Source organism: Pseudomonas sp. SMV7, from assembly GCF_052041995.1.
Classification (GTDB): domain Bacteria; phylum Pseudomonadota; class Gammaproteobacteria; order Pseudomonadales; family Pseudomonadaceae; genus Aquipseudomonas.
In genome coordinates this window covers 89,506-108,132 of the sequence record NZ_JBKGGT010000016.1, presented here as the reverse complement: position 1 = coordinate 108,132, position 18,627 = coordinate 89,506, and the positions used below count along the sequence as shown (strand labels likewise).

Genomic DNA, 18,627 nt, shown 5'->3' with positions numbered 1-18,627 from the left:
TGGGGCAGGGCAGCTAGGCCTGCTTTTGCTGCAGCGATCGGCGTGTACGTTCAGCTTCCATATCGTGGAGATCAGTTGATGATTTACGAAGGTAAAGCCATCACGGTTAAGGCTCTTGAAAGTGGCATCGTCGAGCTCAAGTTCGACCTCAAGGGTGAGTCCGTCAACAAGTTCAACCGCCTGACCCTGAACGAGCTTCGCCAGGCTGTCGATGCCATCCAGGCCGACGCCTCGGTCAAGGGCGTGATCGTCAGCAGTGGCAAGGACGTGTTCATCGTCGGCGCCGACATCACCGAGTTCGTCGACAACTTCAAGCTGCCCGAGGCCGAACTGGTCGCCGGCAACCTGGAAGCCAACCGCATCTTCAACGCCTTCGAAGACCTCGAAGTGCCGACCGTCGCGGCCATCAACGGCATCGCCCTGGGCGGTGGCCTGGAAATGTGCCTGGCTGCCGACTACCGGGTCATGTCCAGCAGCGCCAAGATCGGCCTGCCGGAAGTCAAGCTGGGCATCTACCCGGGCTTCGGCGGTACCGTGCGCCTGCCGCGCCTGATCGGTTCGGACAACGCCATCGAGTGGATCGCCGCCGGCAAGGAAAACCGTGCCGAAGACGCCCTCAAGGTGGGTGCGGTCGATGCCGTGGTCGCCCCTGAACTGCTCATGGCCGGTGCCCTCGACCTGATCAAGCGTGCCATCAGCGGTGAGCTGGACTACAAGGCCAAGCGCCAGCCCAAGCTGGAAAAGCTCAAGCTCAACGCCATCGAACAGATGATGGCCTTCGAGACTGCCAAAGGTTTCGTTGCCGGCCAGGCTGGCCCGAACTACCCGGCCCCGGTCGAAGCCATCAAGACCATCCAGAAGGCGGCCAACTTCGGCCGTGACAAGGCCCTGGAAGTGGAAGCCGCAGGCTTTGCCAAGCTGGCCCGGACCTCGGTCGCCGAAAGCCTGATCGGCCTGTTCCTGAACGACCAGGAACTCAAGCGCAAGGCCAAGGCGCATGACGAGATCGCCCGCGACGTGAAGCAGGCCGCGGTGCTCGGTGCCGGTATCATGGGCGGCGGCATTGCCTACCAGTCGGCGGTCAAGGGCACGCCGATCCTGATGAAGGACATCCGCGAGGAAGCCATCCAGCTGGGCCTGAACGAGGCCTCCAAGCTGCTCGGCAACCGCGTCGAGAAAGGCCGCCTGACCCCGGCCAAGATGGCCGAGGCACTCAACGCCATTCGCCCGACCCTGTCCTATGGCGACTTCGCCAACGTCGACATCGTGGTCGAAGCGGTGGTCGAGAACCCGAAGGTCAAGCAGGCCGTGCTGGCGGAAGTGGAAGGCCAGGTGAAAGACGATGCGATCCTCGCTTCGAACACCTCGACCATTTCCATCAACCTCCTGGCCAAGGCGCTCAAGCGCCCGGAAAACTTCGTCGGCATGCACTTCTTCAACCCGGTGCACATGATGCCGCTGGTGGAAGTGATCCGTGGCGAGAAGTCCAGTGAAGTGGCCGTCGCCACCACCGTGGCCTATGCCAAGAAAATGGGCAAGAACCCGATCGTGGTCAATGACTGCCCGGGCTTCCTGGTCAACCGCGTGCTGTTCCCGTACTTCGGCGGTTTCGCCAAGCTGGTCAGCGCCGGTGTCGACTTCGTTCGGATCGACAAGGTCATGGAGAAGTTCGGCTGGCCGATGGGCCCGGCGTACCTGATGGACGTGGTCGGCATCGACACCGGCCACCACGGCCGCGACGTGATGGCCGAAGGCTTCCCGGACCGCATGAAGGACGAGCGCCGCTCGGCGGTCGATGCCCTGTACGAGGCCAACCGCCTGGGGCAGAAGAATGGCAAAGGTTTCTATGCCTATGAAACCGACAAGCGCGGCAAGCCGAAGAAGGTCGCCGACGCCAGCGTGCTCGACGTGCTCAAGCCGATCGTCTTCGAGCAGCGTGAAGTCAGCGACGAAGACATCATCAACTGGATGATGGTCCCGCTGTGCCTGGAGACCGTGCGTTGCCTGGAGGACGGCATCGTCGAAACCGCCGCCGAAGCCGACATGGGCCTGGTCTATGGCATTGGTTTCCCTCCATTCCGCGGTGGTGCGCTGCGCTACATCGACTCGATCGGTGTGGCCGAATTCGTCGCCCTGGCCGATCAGTATGCCGACCTGGGGCCGCTGTACCACCCGACCGCCAAGCTGCGTGAAATGGCCAAGAACGGCCAGCGCTTCTTCAACTGAGCGGTCAACGAGCTAGAGCGAGAGATTTGATATGAGCCTGAATCCAAGAGACGTGGTGATTGTCGACTTCGGTCGCACGCCAATGGGCCGCTCCAAGGGTGGCATGCACCGCAATACCCGTGCCGAAGACATGTCGGCGCACCTGATCAGCAAGCTGCTGGAACGCAACGACAAGGTCGACCCGAAAGAGGTCGAGGACGTGATCTGGGGCTGCGTCAACCAGACCCTGGAACAGGGTTGGAACATCGCCCGCATGGCCTCGCTGATGACCCAGATCCCGCACACCTCCGCAGCGCAGACCGTCAGCCGCCTGTGTGGCTCGTCGATGAGCGCACTGCACACTGCCGCCCAGGCCATCATGACCGGTAACGGCGATGTGTTCGTGGTCGGTGGCGTGGAGCACATGGGCCACGTCAGCATGATGCATGGCGTGGACCCCAACCCGCACCTGTCCCTGCATGCCGCCAAGGCTTCCGGGATGATGGGCCTGACCGCGGAAATGCTCGGCAAGATGCACGGCATCACCCGTGAGCAGCAGGACCTGTTCGGCCTGCGTTCGCACCAGCTGGCTCACAAGGCCACGGTCGAAGGCAAGTTCAAGGATGAGATCATCCCGATGCAGGGCTATGACGAGAACGGCTTCCTCAAGGTATTCGACTTTGACGAAACCATTCGCCCGGAAACCACCCTCGAAGGTCTGGCGGCGCTCAAGCCGGCGTTCAACCCCAAGGGCGGCACCGTCACTGCCGGTACCTCGTCGCAGATCACCGACGGTGCCTCGTGCATGATCGTCATGTCCGGGCAGCGCGCCATGGACCTGGGCATCCAGCCACTGGCGGTCATTCGCGCCATGGCGGTAGCCGGTGTCGACCCGGCGATCATGGGCTACGGCCCGGTGCCGTCGACCCAGAAAGCCCTCAAGCGCGCCGGCCTGACCATGGCCGACATCGACTTCATCGAGCTCAACGAAGCCTTCGCTGCACAGGCCCTGCCCGTGCTGAAAGATCTGAAAGTGCTCGACAAGATGGATGAGAAGGTTAACCTGCACGGCGGCGCCATTGCCTTGGGCCACCCGTTCGGTTGCTCCGGGGCACGGATTTCCGGCACCCTGCTCAACGTCATGAAGCAGAATGGCGGTACTCTCGGGGTGGCGACCATGTGTGTGGGCCTCGGCCAAGGTATCACCACTGTCTTCGAACGCGTCTGATCGCGTTGGCGGACAGCGACCGGGGCCTTGTGCCCCGGTTTTGTTTTTTCAGGTTTTTTTCGAGAGGGTGGGCAACATGCAGATACAACCAGGCATCTACCGGCATTACAAAGGGCCTGAGTACCGTGTCTTCAGTGTTGCGCGGCACTCCGAAAGCGAAGAGTGGATGGTCTTCTACCAATGCCTGTATGGTGATTACAGCTTCTGGGTACGGCCACTTTCGATGTTCGAGGAGTCCGTCGAGGTTGACGGGGAACAGGTGCCACGCTTTGCTTTGGTCAAGGCCGAAGAGGGGCTGTCCGGGCTGCTGGGCAAGTCGCAAGCATGACAGACCGAACTTGACCTCACACTTTTGCCACTATATATAGCGGTGCCGCGTCTGGCACCTGACGCGTTTTTCATCTTCAGATTCAGGAATACTCCGATCCATGGGCAAATCGCTGGTCATTGTGGAATCCCCGGCCAAGGCCAAGACCATCAACAAGTACCTGGGCAACCAGTACGTGGTGAAGTCGAGTATCGGCCATATCCGAGACCTCCCCACCAGCGGTTCGGCCAGCGCCAGCAAAGAGCCGGCCGCCAAGCGTGGCAAGGCCGCGGGTGAGGCTCCGGCGCTGTCGCCGAAGGAAAAGGCCCGCCGCCAGCTGGTCGCACGCATGGGCGTCGACCCGGACCACGGCTGGAAGGCCAAGTACGAGATCCTGCCCGGCAAGGAAAAGGTGATCGAAGAGCTGCGCCGCCTGGCCAAGGACGCCGACACCATCTATCTCGCAACCGACTTGGACCGCGAAGGGGAAGCCATTGCCTGGCACCTGCGCGAGGCCATCGGTGGTGACGACAGCCGCTACAAGCGTGTGGTGTTCAACGAAATTACCAAGAAGGCCATCCAGGATGCCTTCTCGCAGCCGGGCGAGCTGGACATCGACCGGGTCAATGCCCAGCAGGCGCGGCGCTTCCTCGACCGTGTGGTCGGCTATATGGTTTCGCCGCTGCTGTGGGCCAAGATTGCCCGCGGCCTGTCCGCCGGCCGTGTGCAGTCGGTGGCGGTGAAGCTGGTGGTGGAGCGCGAGCGCGAGATCCGTGCGTTCATTCCGGAAGAGTACTGGGAAATCCACGCCGACCTCGGCACCGCCAAGAACGCCAAGGTGCGCTTCGAAGTGGCGCGCGAAAAGGGCGAGGCCTTCAAGCCGCTGAACGAAGCCCAGGCCATGGCTGCGCTGGAAAAGCTCAAGGCCTCCAGCTACAGCGTGGTCAAGCGCGAAGACCGCCCGACCAGCAGCAAGCCGTCGGCGCCGTTCATTACCTCCACCCTGCAGCAGGCGGCCAGCAACCGCCTGGGCTTCGGGGTGAAGAAAACCATGATGATGGCCCAGCGCTTGTACGAAGCTGGCTACATCACCTACATGCGAACCGACTCGACCAACCTGTCGGCCGACGCCCTGGACATGGCGCGCAGCTACATCGAGCGTGAATTCGGCAAGCAGTACCTGCCGGAGGCGCCGCTGGTGTATGGCAGCAAGGAAGGCGCCCAGGAGGCGCACGAAGCGATTCGTCCTTCCGACGTCAACACCCACCCGACCAAGCTCAGTGGCATGGAGCGCGACGCCGAGCGCCTGTACGAGCTGATCTGGCGTCAGTTCCTGGCCTGCCAGATGCCGCCGGCGCAGTACCTGTCCACCAGCGTCACCGTGGCTGCTGGCGACTTCGAGCTGCGGGCCAAGGGCCGTATCCTCAAGTTCGACGGTTACACCCGTGTGCTGCCGCAGCAGAGCAAGCCGGGCGAAGACGACGTGTTGCCGGAAATGGTCCAGGGTGAAGCGCTGAAGCTGATCCAGGTCGACCCGAGCCAGCATTTCACCAAGCCGCCGGCGCGCTTCACCGAAGCCAGCCTGGTCAAGGAAATGGAGAAACGCGGCATCGGCCGTCCGTCGACCTACGCGGCGATCATCTCGACCATCCAGGACCGTGGCTATGTGACCCTGCACAACCGCCGCTTCTACTCGGAGAAAATGGGCGACATCGTCACCGAGCGCCTGTCCGAGAGTTTCTCCAACCTGATGGACTACGGTTTTACCGCCGACATGGAAGAGAACCTCGACGACGTGGCCCAGGGTGAGCGTGACTGGAAGAACGTGCTCGACGAGTTCTATGGCGACTTCAGCAAGAAGCTGCAGACTGCCGAGTCCAGCGAAGACGGGATGCGCGCCAACCAGCCGACCATGACCAACATTCCGTGCAAGGAATGTGGCCGCCCGATGATGATTCGTACGGCCTCGACCGGCGTCTTCCTCGGCTGCTCGGGCTACAGCCTGCCGCCGAAAGAGCGCTGCAAGGCCACCGTGAACCTGGTGCCGGGCGATGAGATTGCCGCCGACGACGAGGGTGAATCGGAATCCCGTGTGCTGCTGGGCAAGCACCGCTGCCCAATCTGCGCCACGGCGATGGACGCCTACCTGCTGGACGAGAAGCACAAGCTGCACATCTGTGGTAACAACCCGGATTGCGCCGGCTATGAGATCGAAGAAGGCAACTATCGCATCAAGGGCTACGAAGGGCCGAGCCTGGAATGCGACAAGTGCGGCAGCGAGATGCAGCTGAAGACTGGCCGTTTCGGCAAGTTCTTCGGCTGCACCAACCCGGCCTGCAAGAATACCCGCAAGCTGCTCAAGAGCGGCGAGGCGGCGCCACCGAAGATGGACAAGGTGGATATGCCCGAGCTCAAGTGCGAGAAGGTTGACGATACCTACGTGCTGCGTGATGGCGCTTCGGGGCTGTTCCTGGCTGCCAGCCAGTTCCCCAAGAACCGTGAGACGCGGGCGCCGCTGGTGCTGGAGATCGTGCCGCACAAGCACGAGATCGATCCGAAGTACCACTTCCTGTGCGAGGCACCACAGAAAGACCCGGACGGTCGCCCTGCAGTGATCCGCTACAGTCGCAAGACCAAGGAGCAGTACGTGCAGTCCGAAGTCGATGGCAAGCCGACCGGCTGGAAGGCGTTCTACGACGGCAATGCGTGGAAGGTTGAAGACAAGCGCTGATCCTTGAGTGCTGTGATTGGGGCCGCTTTGCGGCCCCAATCATTTATGATCCAGCTATCCGCCTTGCAGCCTCATGGGAGGGCACCGAGATGGCCCAGGAACTCTACACCCGTACCAACCAGAAACTGTTCTTCGCCGGCCTCGCCCTGGAGTCCATGGCCAAGGCCGAACAAAGCCAGGCAATGAACGCCCAGGGCCTGGTCCAGGCTGAGCGTGAATCGGCGCTGTTTCACCTGTACGGCGCGCTGCTGGGGCTGTGCCATGAGATCGGTGGCTTCTACCGCTTGCCTGTCGTTGCTACTGTCGAACAAGCGTTGGCCGACGACGCGCTGAACGGCATCGCCATCCCGGAAGTGGCCGAGCTGCTGGAGCTGGCCCGCCAGCGTGAAACCTGGCTGGCACAGATGCTCAGTGCTTATGCCGATTTGTTCCGACCACCGGTCGCGAAGAAAACACCGAAAACCGACGTTACCCAGCCGCTGATTCAGGCCGTCAATCTCGACGAGCCCGAGCATCCAGCGCTGTCACGTGCGGAACTGGAAAGCTGGCGCAGCAACCTCAAGGGTCTTGTAAGGCGTTTCCGTGACGCGTTGAGTGAGTGCTGATAGCCGCTACGGCTGGTACAATACTGGCCTTTCGCGGAGAACTGCCATTTATGTCTACGTCGTTTCTGGAAATTGTCGAGTTGCCTGATGGCCGCATCGAACTGCGTCGCGCCGAGGATGAGGGCTCTCTGGTAACCCTGGATTTTTCGGAAGACGCCAAGGCGTTCCTGCAGGGCCAGCATGTGGAAGTGGCCAAGGCCATGCTCAGTGTGGGCGTGCAGATGGCCGGTCGCCTGATGGACGGCGAGCTCGAGCGTGATGAAGGGCCGCGCGTGCTGCACTGATAGGCAGCAGCTGTCAGGTGTTTAGCTGAAGCAGGCAAAGCCTGAACATCAGCCGAGGCGGATGTTCAGGCTTTGTGCGTTTCCGGTGCTGGCGGCACGCAGCAATTGCTGGCGTGCAGTCGCGTTGATATTGCCCAGCCAGCTGACCACTGTATGGCTGCGGCCCAGGCGCAGCGCCTCGCAGGCCAGTTGCAGCGGGCTTTGATTGCCGCGCGGGTGCAGCAACAGGATGCGTTCACGGTTGAGCCCGGCGTCGCGCAGCCAAGCCTGGGTCAGGCTTGACGGCGGGGCGATCAGGGTCAGCCAGCGGCTCTCGTCTTCTTCGCTCAATTCGCGCAGAACCGGCGCCAGCAGGCTGTGGCAGTGCCCGGGTGCGCCGCGCAACGACAGTTCGCTGAACAGCTCGGGCTGGCTGCTCTTGCGCGCCACTTCGCTGGCTTTCAGGCCTGGCAATACGGGCTGGGCGAGGAATGCTTCGAACAATGGCAACTGGGCTTGCTCGGGTGCGTGAATGAACTGCTGCATGACGCCTCCTGGATCAGCGGCGAATGACGCCGACGCTCAAACCCTCGATTACCAGTTCCTGTTCTTTCAGGTCGACTTCGATGGGGGCGAATTCGGGATTTTCGGCAAGCAGCCAGACCTTGCTGCCTTCACGCTTGAAGCGCTTGACTGTGACTTCATCGCCGATTCGGGCCACGACGATCTGGCCGTTGCGTGCTTCGCGGCAGGTATGCACCGCCAGCAGGTCGCCATCGAAGATACCGACGTCCTTCATGCTCATGCCGTGCACGCGCAACAGGTAGTCGGCCTGGGGGTGGAAAAAGTCGGGGCTGATGTTGCAGGATTGCTCGATGTGCTGTTCGGCGAGGATCGGTGCACCGGCGGCAACCCGGCCGATGATCGGCAGGCCGCTTTCTTCGGCCTTGGCTTCCAGGCCGGGGATGCGGATGCCACGAGAGGCGCCCGGGGTCATCTCGATCGCACCTTTGCGGGCGAGGGCCTTGAGGTGCTCCTCGGCGGCGTTGGGCGACTTGAAGCCCAGCTCCTGAGCGATCTCGGCGCGCGTCGGCGGGAAGCCGTTGTCTTCCAGGCAACGCTTGATGAACGCGAGAATTTCGGCTTGGCGTGGCGTCAGTTTCAACATGTTGGGCGCTCTGTCTTTTTGTACAGTGACTGGGATTATATACAGTACTGGATGCGCTGCAAGCTACCCGCAGCAAGAAAACTGCGAAACGGTGCTGCAACCCCCGGCGGACGCCGCTCCTGTTTTGAGGCTTGCAGCGTGAAGCGCGGCGCCTTTTAATGGCGACCGACCGGTCACCGAGCCTTGACAGAAGCAGGGCTGAAACGTATGTTTCAAACACCTGTTTGTCTGGCGGAGTAGTCGGAGTAGTCATGGCCCAATCGGAAACCGTTGAACGCATTCTCGATGCTGCCGAGCAGCTGTTCGCGGAAAGGGGGTTCGCCGAAACCTCGTTGCGGCTGATTACCAGCAAGGCCGGGGTCAACCTGGCGGCGGTCAACTATCACTTCGGCTCCAAGAAGGCGCTGATCCAGGCGGTATTCTCGCGCTTCCTCGGGCCCTTCTGCGCCAGCCTCGAGCGTGAGCTGGAGCGGCGTCAGGCCAAGCCGGAGCACAAGCCCAGCCTCGAGGAGCTGCTGGAAATGCTGGTGGAGCAGGCCCTGGCCGTGCAGCCACGCAGCAACAACGACCTGTCGATCTTCATGCGCCTGCTGGGCCTGGCCTTCAGCCAGAGCCAAGGCCACCTGCGGCGGTACCTGGAAGACATGTACGGCAAGGTGTTCCGTCGCTACATGCTGCTGGTCAACGAAGCCGCGCCGCGCATTCCGCCACTCGAGCTGTTCTGGCGCGTGCACTTCATGCTCGGTGCCGCAGCCTTCAGCATGTCCGGTATCAAGGCCCTGCGGGCGATCGCCGAGACCGACTTCGGTATCAACACCTCGATCGAGCAGGTGATGCGCCTGATGGTGCCATTCCTCGCTGCAGGCATGCGTGCCGACAGCGGCGTCACCGACGCGGCCATGGCCGCCGCCCAGTTGCGTCCGCGCAGCAAGAGCGCTAGCGCCACTGCCAAGGCCTGAAGGCTGGGCGGGGCAGGGCGCTTCGGCTAAGCTAGCGCCCATGTCCGATCTTGATCTGTTGCACATTTCCCTTGCCGACCAGCGCCTGTATGGCTTCGCCCGTGGCCAGCTGTGCCTGCGCCTGCCGGTTTCCACGGCGCGCAACGGTGCGGGTGAGCGCAATGGTTCGGGTTGCACGCCGTGTGGCTTGCACCAGGTGCGGGCGAAGATCGGTGCAGGCCTGCCGCTGAATGCGGTCTTGGCCGGGCGGCGCTGGACCGGCGAGGTGTGGTCGCCGGCCTTGCAGGCGCAATATCCCTGCCGGGACTGGATCCTCACCCGCATCCTCTGGCTCAGCGGTTGCGAACCGGGGGTCAACCGCCTTGGCGCAGTCGATACCTTCCGCCGCTATATCTACCTGCACGGTACCCCGGATACGGAACCCATGGGCGTAGCGCGGTCCCATGGGTGCATACGCCTGCGCAACACCGATTTGCTCAGCCTGTTCGAACGGGTGCCGGCGCATTGCCTGGTGCGCATCGAGCAGGCCGCTTGCCCCCAGTGGGCTTCTCTCAGTCTTCAATGAAGGATTACCCATGACTGTCAGCCTGCAAGGCTCCTTGATGGTGGATATCGCCGGTAAATGGCTGACCGCCGAAGACCGCCACCTGCTGCGCCAGCCTGAAGTGGCCGGCCTGATCATCTTTGCCCGTAACATCGACAGCCCGCGCCAGGTGCGTGAGCTGTGCGCCTCGATTCGTGCCATCCGCCCCGACCTGATCCTGGCGGTGGACCAGGAAGGCGGGCGCGTGCAGCGCCTGCGCCAGGGGTTTGTGCGCCTGCCGGCCATGCGTGCGCTGGCCGACAACGACAACGCCGAATACCTGGCCGAGCAGTGCGGCTGGTTGATGGCGACCGAGGTGCTGGCGGTTGGCCTGGACCTCAGCTTTGCCCCGGTGCTCGACCTCGACCACCAGCGCAGTGCGGTGGTCGGCAGCCGCGCCTTCGAGGGTGACCCGCTGCGTGCCACGCAACTGGCCGGGGCGTTCATCCGCGGCATGAACGCGGCGGGCATGGCGGCGTGTGGCAAACATTTCCCGGGCCATGGCTGGGCCGAGGCGGACTCGCATGTGGCGATTCCCACCGACGAGCGCAGCCTCGAGCAATTGCGCCAAGCTGACCTGGTGCCGTTCACCCGCTTGAGCGGGCAGCTGGCGGCAGTGATGCCGGCGCATGTCATTTACCCGCAGGTCGACAACCAGCCGGCCGGTTTCTCGCGGCGCTGGCTGCAGGACATCTTGCGTGGCGAGCTGGGCTTTGACGGGGTGATCTTCAGTGATGACCTGTCGATGGCCGGTGCGCATGTGGTCGGCGATGCGGCCAGCCGGATCGAGGCGGCCTTGACCGCGGGCTGCGACATGGGTCTGGTGTGCAACGACCGAGCGGCGGCAGAGCTGGCGCTGAGTGCGGCCCAGCGGATGAAGGTCAAACCCTCGCCGCGGATTGCGCGGATGCGCGGGCGTGGCTTCGCGCGCACTGACTATCGCCAGCAGCCCCGCTGGCTGGAGGCGTTGGGGGCGTTGAAGGAAGCGCAGTTGGTCGACTGACCGCGTCGGCGCCTTCGCGGGCACGCCCGCTCCCACAGGGAAATCGGTGCCCTCAAGGGCGGTGCCGTACCTGTGGGAGCGGGCGTGCCCGCGAAGAGGCCGGTACAGGCAGTGAAAGAATCTGGGCTATCGCCCGCGCTTCCCGGGCAGCGGCGCAAACAGCGCTTCGATCTCCTCATCCCCCAGCCGCCACTGCCCGGCCTGGCCGCCGTCCAGCAGGCTCGCTGCCAGCGCCGCTTTTTCCTGCTGCAGCAGCTGAATCTTCTCTTCCACCGTGCCCCGGGTGATCAGCTTGAACACGAACACTGGCTTGTCCTGGCCGATGCGATAGGCGCGATCAGTGGCCTGGTTTTCGCTGGCCGGGTTCCACCACGGGTCGAAATGGATCACCGTGTCGGCCGCCGTCAGGTTCAGTCCCACGCCACCTGCTTTAAGGCTGATCAGGAACACTTCGCTGTCACCCTGCTGGAATTGCTGCACCGGCGTGCGCCGGTCGCGGGTATCACCGGTCAGCAGGCTGTAGCGGATCCTGCGTTTGTTCAGCTCTTCCTCGATCAACGCCAGCATCGAGGTGAATTGCGAAAACAGCAGCACCCGGCGCCCTTCGCTGAGCAGTTCCTCGAGCATTTCCAGCAGCGCACCCAGCTTGCCCTTGTCCGCCTGGTTGCCCTTGCTTTCCACACCTTTGACCAGGCGCAGGTCGCAACATACCTGGCGCAGCTTGAGCAGGGCGTCGAGGATGACGATCTGGCTGCGGGCGGCCCCATTGCGGGCGATTTCGTCGCGGACCTTCTGGTCCATGGCCACCCGCACGGCCTCGTAGGTGTCGCGCTGGGCATCGCTGAGCTCGACCCAGTGCACCATCTCGGTCTTGGCTGGCAGTTCGGTGGCCACCTGTTCCTTGGTGCGGCGCAGCAGGAATGGGCGGATGCGGTTGGCCAGGTGGGCCATGCGTTCGCTGTCGCCGTGGCGCTCGATCGGGGTGCGGTAGTCCTGGTTGAAGCGCTTCAGGTCGCCCAGCCAGCCCGGCATCAGGAAGTGGAACAGCGACCACAGCTCGCCGAGGTTGTTCTCCATCGGCGTGCCGGTCAGGCACAGGCGCTGCCCGGCCTGCAGTTCGCAGACGGCAAGGGCGGCCTTGCTGGTGCTGCTCTTGATGTTCTGCGCCTCGTCCAGCACCAGCACGTGCCAGGTCCGGGTGCGCAGGTGTTCGAGGTCGCGGGGGGCCAGGGCATAAGTGGTCAGCACCAGGTCATAAGCCTGCAGGTTGGCGAAATGCTTGCTGCGCCCAGGCCCGTGCAGGGCCACGACCCGCAGGCCGGGGGCGAAGCGTTGAGCTTCGTCGAGCCAGTTCGGGATCAGGCTGGTGGGCATGACGACCAGCGCCGGTGTGCTCAGGCGCCCGGACTCCTTTTCCAGCAACAGGTGTGCCAGGGTCTGCAAGGTCTTGCCCAGGCCCATGTCGTCGCCAAGGATGCCGCCGGTGCCCATTTCCCGCAGTGCCTGCAGCCAGTTCAGGCCCTGTTGTTGGTAGGGGCGCAGGCTGGCCTGCAGGCCGGCCGGCGCTGGCGCCTGCAGGTCGCGGGCATCGCGCAGGCGGCGGCCTAGATCACGCACATGCTCGCCGCCTTCCCAGTGCAGCGGCAGGCCTTCGATTGCGTTCAGGCGTGCGGCGTCGGCGCGGTCCAGGCGCAGCGATGGGCCGGCGGCATGGTCGTTCAGGTAGAGTTCGCCGAGCGTGCCCATGACCGCCTTGATCCGGCCGTACGGCAGGGCGACGCGCAAGGCCGGGGCGTCGAGGCGCCCGCGGTTGAGGTCGAGCAGCAGGTGTTCGTCGTCGCTGCGCCGGGCCAGTTCGCTGGGGCGCAGCAGTTCCGGGTTGCTGCGCAGCAGTTGCAGCACGATCGGCAACAGGCTGTGGCGCTGGCCATCGACCACGATGCCAAGCTCCAGGTCGAACCATTCATGGCCAGGTGCTTCATCAATGCTGGCGTACCAGTCGTCCACCTCCTGCAGGTTGAAGGCGAAGTCGCGGTGGATATCGATGTGCCAACCGGCTTCGCGCAGGCGCGGCAGGCCCTCGCGGGCAAACTGCAGCCAGGCTTCGTCATCGGGCAGCTGGAGCATTTCGCCGGCGCTGTCAGGCAGTGCCTTGCTCTGCCGGGTGGCGGCCTTGAAACCGAGGTCGTGCAGCACCTTGCGCAGTGCCTGCTCGGCCTGGGGTTGGCGGCGGATGCGCTGGCTGGTGTCGCCGACCAGGCGGGTCAGCGGTTTGTCGTCGCTGCCGCTGGCGCGCAGGCCGTCGTAGTCGAAGGCCAGCGCGGCACGGTGTTGCATCTGCCGTTGCATGCGGCCGGTCTTGGGCATGTAGGCGCTGAATTCGAGGCTGCCCAGGGTCAGGCACGGGCTGGGCTGCAGGTCGTCAATGCGTTGTTCGTCCAGCGTTGTCGGCGTAGGCAGTTGGTGGTTCAAGGCGTTGAGCTTGTGGCTGAGGGGCACGACAAGATGTTCCGGAACGTCAGGAGCGATGGTCAGTTGCAGGGCAATATGCGGATCGAGGCTGTGCTCGAGCTTGCCCACCACGCTGCCGGTGAAGTCGAAATAGTAAAGTGGCAGCAGCGCAATCACGCAGTTCAGCGGCGTTTCACCGTGGTACCAGATGCCCCGATAGTGACCATTGTCCAGCCGTACCCAGCGGAACTCGGCCGCAAGCGTAGGGCCCTCGCGCAGCAGGGGCTTGTTTTCGTCACAGAGCATGCGGCCGGTATGCAGCGCGCGCTGGAACAGCTCGCCGCCTTCCCGGCCTTTGAGCTGGTAGCCGCGGTCCTGGCTGCCGGCCTGATTGAGTGCCGAAAGCAGGCGCAAGATGCGGATATCGTCTTCCTTGACGAAGCGCGGGGGTTCGTAAAGGAAATCGTAGAGTGACTGCACACGGCTATAGCGCAACCCCTGCTCTTCGCGTGTGCCTTTGCGTACCCGCAACGCGCAGCCGGGCTCGTCGGTGAGCAGGAGTTGGTAGCAAACCATGCGCCCGCGTTTGTCTTGGGTTTCGGCAGGCTCCTGCGCAGGCTGTTCGAGACCTTTCAGCCAGCGCTGCAGGTTGGCCGGCAGGGCGTCACCGTCACTTCTCGGCGTGGCCTGTTGTTCGCCCAGGACCAACAGCGCGGCGGCGCAATGCTTGCAGTTGTGCCCGACGGGGCAACTGCACTGGCCGCGTACATGGCAGCGGCCAGCCAAGGCGGTGAGGGTGATCTTCTGCCGATAAGTGCTGCCCTCGCTGCCGCGACAGCTGGCTTCGATGAGCGCGCCGCTGCAGTATTCGATCTTTACCCGCTCTTCCCGGGCATAACGCTCGCCGCGCTGCAGGACCGGGCCGGTGAACGACTGGGTCCAGTTCGGGTACTCGCGCAGCAACTGCAGAGCGTCATGGCTCATTGCATCACTGCTCCATCATCTCCGGGTCCATCACCGGCATCTTCGGCGTGCCCGGTGGCGTCACCTTCAGCAGCAGCGCCAGGTGCCCGCCGTCAAGGAAGGTCAGTTGCCCGCCCTTGACGTTGCTGTTGCTCTGCTTGAACTGCTCGCTTTGCAGCACGCTGCCGTTGCCGTCCAGCTGGTTGACCCAGAAATTGGCCTCGACCGCGATGAAGCGGCCCTCGGCAATGCTCAGGTTGCCTTCGATAGGGAAATGGCCGAACTGCTCGGCGCCTTCGCCCAGGGCGATGCGGCTGGGTTCGCTGCCGACCCGTTGCTGCCAGGCCTTGTGCATCAGCACGGTGTAGTCGGCGGTGGCTGCCAGGCGGGTGGCTTCGTCTTCCAGGGCCAGGCGACGCTCGGCGTCCTTTTCCAGGCGCGGGGCACCGGCGCTCCAGTTTTCCGGGGCGAACGGGCTGGTAAAGGCGGGCACGCTGTTCTGCCGCACCAGGATCATTTCTACCTGATACAGGCCTTCGGCGAAGGCAGCCGGGGCGAACAGCGCCAGCAGCAGGGTCAGGCAACGGATGGCACGCATGGGTCTTCCTTAAGCAGGCTGTGGGGTCAGGCGCTCGAACAGCGCCTCCAGGGTATTGAAGCGTTCGTCGGGGCGTTCCATCGGTACCAGGAAGCGGAACTGGGTGGCGCCTTCGAACTTGTAGCGTTTGGGCTGGCCCTGGATCAGCTTGATCAGGGTCAGCGGGTCGACCGGCGTCTCGGCCTCGAACTCGATCTTGCCGCCATTGGGGCCGGCATCGACTTTCTTGATGCCGAGCTTTTCCGCCTGCAGCTTGAGCGAGGTCAGGCGCATGAGGTTCTTGGTCGGCTCGGGCAGCAGGCCGAAGCGGTCGATCATCTCCACCTGCAGGTCCTTGAGGCCTTCTTCATCGGCGGCCGAGGCGATGCGCTTGTACAGGATCAGCCGCGCATGCACGTCGGGCAGGTAGTCCTCGGGGATCAGGGCCGGCAGGCGCAGGTTGATTTCCGGGCCACCGCCCAGCGGCTGCTCCAGGTTGGGCTGGGTACCCTTGCGAATCGCCTTGACTGCGCGTTCGAGCATTTCCATGTACAGGGTGAAGCCCACCGCCTGGATCTGCCCGCTCTGGCCTTCGCCCAGCAGCTCGCCGGCACCGCGGATCTCCAGGTCGTTGGTGGCCAGCACGAAGCCGGCACCGAGGTCCTGGGTGTTGGCGATCGCCTCCAGGCGTTTCTCGGCGTCGGCGCTGACCTTCTGCCGGGTGGGTGTCAGCAGGTAGGCGTAGGCCTGGTGGTGGCTACGGCCAACCCGGCCGCGCAGCTGGTGCAGCTGGGCCAGGCCGAACTTGTCGGCACGCTCGATGACGATGGTGTTGGCGCTGGGCACGTCGATGCCGGTTTCGATGATGGTCGAGGCCACCAGCACGTTGAAGCGCTTGTGGTAGAAGTCGCTCATCACCTGTTCCAGCTCGCGCTCGCGCATCTGCCCATGGCCGATGCCGATGCGCGCCTCGGGGACCAGCTCGGCAAGGTCGGCGGCACATTTCTCGATGGTTTTCACATCGTTGTGCAGGTAGTACACCTGGCCGCCGCGCAACAGTTCACGCAGCAGCGCCTCCTTCACCGTGCTCTTGTTCTGCTCCATGACGAAGGTGCGAACCGACAGGCGGCGCGCCGGTGGCGTGGCGATGATGGACAGGTCGCGCATGCCCGCCACGGCCATGTTCAGCGTGCGCGGAATCGGCGTGGCGGTGAGGGTGAGGATGTCCACCTCGCTGCGCAGGGCCTTGAGCTGTTCTTTCTGGCGCACGCCGAAGCGGTGCTCTTCGTCGATGATGGCCAGGCCCAGGTCCTTGAAGCGCACGTCGTCCTGCAGCAGCTTGTGGGTACCGATGAGGATGTCGATCTTGCCTTCGGCGAGGTCCGCGGCGGCGGCGGCCACCTCTTTCGCCGACTTGAAGCGGCTCATCACCTCCACGGTCACCGGCCAGTCGGCGAAGCGGTCGCGGAAGCTGTTGTAGTGCTGCTGGGCGAGCAGGGTGGTGGGCACCAGCACGGCCACCTGGCGGCCACTGTGTACGGCAATGAATGCCGCGCGCATGGCCACTTCGGTCTTGCCGAAGCCGACGTCGCCGCACACCAGCCGGTCCATCGGCTTGGGCGCCAGCATGTCGGCGCGCACGGCTTCGATCGCGGCCTGCTGGTCCGGGGTTTCCTCGAACGGGAAACCGGCGCTGAAGGTGGCATAGTCGGCGGCCGGGTCGGCAAACGCATAACCCTTGCGCGCGGCGCGGCGGGCATAGATGTCGAGCAGCTCGGCGGCGACATCGCGTACCTGTTCGGCGGCCTTGCGCTTGGCCTTCTGCCAGGCCTCCGAGCCCAGCCGGTGCAGCGGCGCCAACGCATCGTCGCTGCCGGTGTAGCGGGCAATCAGGTGCAGGTTGGCCACGGGCACGTACAGCTTGGCACTTTCGGCATATTCGAGGGTGAGGAATTCGGCGGCCTGGCCTTCGATTTCCAGCGTGGCCAGGCCCAGGTAGCGGCCGACGCCATGGTCGATGTGCACCACCGGTGCGCCTTCGCGCAGTTCGGTGAGGTTCTTGATCACCGCGTCGTTGGCGGTTTCACCGCGCTTGTCTCGGCGGCGGCGCTGCATCACGCGCTGGCCGAACAGTGGGCTTTCGGCGACCAGGGCGATAGCCGGGTCGTCCAGCAGCAGGCCGTCATCCAGCGGGGCGATGGTGATCGCCAGGCGCTCGGCACCGGTGATGAAGTCGGCCCAGCCGTCGACGCTCTGTGGCCGCAGCTTCAGCCGTTCGAGCAGTTCCAGCAGCACTTCGCGGCGGCCTGCCGATTCGGCAGTGAATAGCACGCGGCCGGGGAACTGGTCGAGGAAACTGGCCAGTTCGGCCAGCGGCTGGTTGGCCTTGGCCTCGATCGCCAGGTTGGGTAGGGCACGCGCCGGGAAGCGCTCGCGGCCCACCCCGGGGTCGAGGTCTTCGGTGCTGACCACCACCCGTGGCCATTGCTTGAGCCGGGCAAAGCAGTCTTCCACCGGCAGGAACAGCTCGGCAGGCGGTAGCAACGGCCGGCTCAGGTCGCCACGGCGGTCTTCATAGCGCCCGCGCACGTCGTTCCAGAAGTGTTCGGCAGCCTGCTCCACGCCGGGCAGCGAGAACACCTGGGTGTCGGCCGGCAGGTAGTCGAACAGGGTCGAGGTTTCCTCGAAGAACAGCGGCAGGTAGTACTCGATGCCGGCGGGAATGATACCGCTGGCCAGGTCCTGGAAGATCGCGCTGCGGCGGAAGTCGACGTCGAAGCGTTCGCGGAAGCGTGCCTTGAAGCGCGTCACTTCCTCTTTCTGCATCGGGAACTCGCGGGCCGGCAGCAGGCGCACCGAATCGACCTTGTCGATCGAGCGCTGGGTCTCCGGGTCGAAGGTGCGCAGGGTTTCGATCTCGTCATCGAACAGGTCGATGCGGTAGGGCAGCTTGCTGCCCATCGGGAACAGGTCGATCAATGCCCCGCGCACGGCGAACTCGCCATGCTCGTAGACCGTATCGACGCAACGATAGCCACTGGCCTCCAGGCGCGTGCGCATTTGTTCGACATCAATGGTCTGGCCGACGTCCAGCACCAGGCTGCTGCCCAGCAGGAAGCGGGTCGGTGCCAGGCGGTGCAGGGCGGTGGTGATCGGCACCACGAGGATGCCATGGCTCAGCTCCGGCAGGCGGTAGAGGCTGGCGATGCGCTGGGAGATGATGTCCTGGTGCGGCGAGAACAGGTCGTAGGGCAGGGTTTCCCAATCGGGGAACGGCAGCACCGGCAGGTCCGGGGCAAAGAAGCGGAGTTCCTGTTCCAGACGATCGGCCGCCTGGCTGTCGGCAGTCAGCAGCAAAGTGAAGCGGCCCGCGCTGCTGGCGGCCTCGGCGATGGCCAGGCTGAGGGCGGCACCGGGTAGATTTCCCCAGGTTTGTTTGCCGGCCGTGGCCGACATTTGCGGTAGGCGCAGAACTGACACGGGAGATTGCACTCCAAGCGTTGCGGCAAAGAGATCGATTGTACCGGTGACGGTGCCGGCTGTCAGGCTCGAAAGGGCATGAACGCTGGCTTGTGTGACCGCGA

General features: G+C 64.1%; 14 protein-coding genes. 9 read left to right on the top strand and 5 right to left on the bottom strand.

Translation table 11 applies throughout. The annotated features are described in order from the left end of the window. The first annotated feature begins 78 nt into the window (after positions 1-78). From fadB to ACLEJP_RS19075, 6 genes are all read left to right on the top strand, one after another. Positions 79-2,226: a fatty acid oxidation complex subunit alpha FadB gene (gene fadB / locus ACLEJP_RS19100; RefSeq protein WP_440808849.1), complete on the top strand. Its 2,148-nt coding sequence runs from the start codon at positions 79-81 to the stop codon at positions 2,224-2,226. A 31-nt stretch (positions 2,227-2,257) separates the two neighbouring features. Further along, positions 2,258-3,433 (top strand): acetyl-CoA C-acyltransferase FadA, encoded by a 1,176-nt coding sequence (gene fadA / locus ACLEJP_RS19095; RefSeq protein ID WP_225777031.1) that lies wholly within the window; start codon positions 2,258-2,260, stop codon positions 3,431-3,433. Between the two features lie 76 nt (positions 3,434-3,509). Next, positions 3,510-3,761, top strand: a complete 252-nt coding sequence (locus ACLEJP_RS19090; RefSeq protein WP_225777032.1) for a DUF1653 domain-containing protein — start codon at positions 3,510-3,512, stop codon at positions 3,759-3,761. Between the two features lie 100 nt (positions 3,762-3,861). Continuing rightward, complete coding sequence (gene topA / locus ACLEJP_RS19085) at positions 3,862-6,471, top strand: type I DNA topoisomerase (protein WP_440808846.1); 2,610 nt, start codon at positions 3,862-3,864, stop codon at positions 6,469-6,471. Between the two features lie 89 nt (positions 6,472-6,560). After that, the gene (locus ACLEJP_RS19080; protein ID WP_144171908.1) at positions 6,561-7,076 is read left to right on the top strand and encodes a DUF6586 family protein; all 516 of its coding nucleotides are present in this window, start codon (positions 6,561-6,563) and stop codon (positions 7,074-7,076) included. A gap of 50 nt (positions 7,077-7,126) precedes the next feature. After that, a complete protein-coding gene (locus ACLEJP_RS19075) occupies positions 7,127-7,360 on the top strand; it encodes a hypothetical protein (RefSeq protein WP_004376430.1) in 234 nt (77 codons plus the stop codon). Between the two features lie 48 nt (positions 7,361-7,408). Here ACLEJP_RS19075 and sulA read toward each other — a convergent pair whose 3' ends face one another. Beyond that, the gene (sulA, locus tag ACLEJP_RS19070; RefSeq protein WP_440808845.1) at positions 7,409-7,885 is read right to left on the bottom strand and encodes an SOS-induced cell division inhibitor SulA; all 477 of its coding nucleotides are present in this window, start codon (positions 7,883-7,885) and stop codon (positions 7,409-7,411) included. A gap of 13 nt (positions 7,886-7,898) precedes the next feature. After that, positions 7,899-8,507 (bottom strand): transcriptional repressor LexA, encoded by a 609-nt coding sequence (gene lexA, locus ACLEJP_RS19065; protein ID WP_114170995.1) that lies wholly within the window; start codon positions 8,505-8,507, stop codon positions 7,899-7,901. Between the two features lie 251 nt (positions 8,508-8,758). Here lexA and ACLEJP_RS19060 point away from each other — a divergent pair, with 251 nt between their 5' ends. From ACLEJP_RS19060 to nagZ, 3 genes are read left to right on the top strand one after another with little or no spacing between them, the layout of a single operon-like run. Beyond that, entirely contained in the window at positions 8,759-9,466 is a 708-nt protein-coding gene (locus tag ACLEJP_RS19060) for a TetR/AcrR family transcriptional regulator (RefSeq protein WP_289130118.1), read from the top strand. A 40-nt stretch (positions 9,467-9,506) separates the two neighbouring features. Next, complete coding sequence (locus tag ACLEJP_RS19055; protein ID WP_440808842.1) at positions 9,507-10,031, top strand: L,D-transpeptidase family protein; 525 nt, start codon at positions 9,507-9,509, stop codon at positions 10,029-10,031. A 22-nt stretch (positions 10,032-10,053) separates the two neighbouring features. Next, a complete protein-coding gene (nagZ, locus tag ACLEJP_RS19050; RefSeq protein WP_440808882.1) occupies positions 10,054-11,052 on the top strand; it encodes a beta-N-acetylhexosaminidase in 999 nt (332 codons plus the stop codon). Between the two features lie 126 nt (positions 11,053-11,178). Here nagZ and ACLEJP_RS19045 read toward each other — a convergent pair whose 3' ends face one another. From ACLEJP_RS19045 to mfd, 3 genes are read right to left on the bottom strand one after another with little or no spacing between them, the layout of a single operon-like run. Further along, positions 11,179-14,487 carry a DEAD/DEAH box helicase gene (locus tag ACLEJP_RS19045; protein ID WP_440808840.1) on the bottom strand — a complete coding sequence of 1,103 codons (3,309 nt, stop codon included), beginning with the start codon at positions 14,485-14,487 and terminating at the stop codon, positions 11,179-11,181. A 4-nt stretch (positions 14,488-14,491) separates the two neighbouring features. Next, positions 14,492-15,064 (bottom strand): CsiV family protein, encoded by a 573-nt coding sequence (locus ACLEJP_RS19040; RefSeq protein ID WP_440808837.1) that lies wholly within the window; start codon positions 15,062-15,064, stop codon positions 14,492-14,494. Positions 15,065-15,073: 9 nt separating this feature from the next. Then, positions 15,074-18,523, bottom strand: a complete 3,450-nt coding sequence (gene mfd, locus ACLEJP_RS19035) for a transcription-repair coupling factor (RefSeq protein WP_440808834.1) — start codon at positions 18,521-18,523, stop codon at positions 15,074-15,076. Between the last annotated feature and the right edge of the window lie 104 nt (positions 18,524-18,627).